The 572-nt window shown below is 54.2% G+C and carries 1 protein-coding gene and 1 pseudogene; both read right to left on the reverse strand.

Annotated elements, in window-relative coordinates; genetic code table 11:
* Positions 1-333: SBBP repeat-containing protein (locus ABD014_RS11975; RefSeq protein WP_343861259.1), on the reverse strand; the 333-nt coding region annotated here is incomplete at its 3' end.
* A gap of 66 nt (positions 334-399) precedes the next feature.
* Positions 400-498 (reverse strand): annotated as a pseudogene (locus tag ABD014_RS24875) (SBBP repeat-containing protein); the annotation flags it as partial.
* Positions 499-572: the final 74 nt, after the last annotated feature.

Raw genomic sequence — 572 nt, forward strand, 5'->3', positions numbered from 1 at the left:
AAAATTAGGGGAGGTGGTTTGCCCTAGCACGAAGGCGTTGCTGGAACCGTCAACTGCGATGCTTCTGCCAACACTTGAACCACTGCCAAGGTAGGTGGAATACACAAGCGCGGTTCCAGCGGCATTTAATTTAATCACAAAAGCGTTCGAAATTCCGACCAGCGTAGTCTGAAACGCCCCGGCAGTAACCGGAAAATTAGCGGACAATGTTGATCCCGCTACGAAGGCGTTGCCGGAATGGTCGATCGCAATGCCCGAGCCTGAATCGGAACCGCTGCCGCCAAGGTAGGTGGAATACACAAGGGCAGTCCCGGCGGCGTTTAATTTGGTCACGAAAACGTCACTAGTTCCACCAGCATGCGTGGTCTGAAACGCCCCAGCAGTAACCGGAAAATTAGTGGAAGAGGTTGATCCCGTCACGAAGGCATTGCCGGAACCGTCGATGGCAATAGCATTAGTATCTTGAGCTCCACTACCGCCAAGGTAGGTGGAATACACAAGGGCAGTCCCGGTGGCGTTTAATTTGGTTACGTAAGCGGCCGCAGATCCGGGCCGCGTGGTCTGAAACGCCC

This window comes from Paenibacillus motobuensis, assembly GCF_039521865.1.
In the GTDB taxonomy this organism is placed as follows: Bacteria; Bacillota; Bacilli; order Paenibacillales; family Paenibacillaceae; genus Fontibacillus; species Fontibacillus motobuensis.